This window comes from Photobacterium sp. R1 (genome assembly GCF_054600795.1).
Map to the genome: position 1 here is coordinate 1 of NZ_BAAHZP010000321.1, position 320 is coordinate 320.

Genomic DNA, 320 nt, shown 5'->3' on the forward strand with positions numbered 1-320 from the left:
CGATTGCGGTGTACTGCACTTCCTGGACGTTCTACGGCACTGTCGGGCAGGCCAGCCGAGAACTCTCGTCATTTTTGCCGATTAATCTGGCCCCGATTCTGGTATTTACCTTCGGCTGGCGGGTCTTTGACCGGCTGATTCTGATCGCCAAGCGCGAGCACCTCACTTCAATTGCCGACTTCATTGCTGCCCGCTACGGTAAGTCACAGGGTCTGGCGGTGCTGGTGACCCTGATCGCGGTGGTCGGCATCCTGCCTTATATTGCCCTGCAACTGCGGGGTATCACCATGGGACTGGCACAGGTTGCCCCGGAGCTGTCC

At 58.8% G+C, this 320-nt stretch carries 1 protein-coding gene; it reads left to right on the plus strand.

Annotation, left to right across the window (positions count from 1 at the left end):
• On the plus strand, positions 1–320 hold a 320-nt coding region (locus ACYP03_RS25235), incomplete at both ends, for a hypothetical protein (RefSeq protein WP_459782562.1).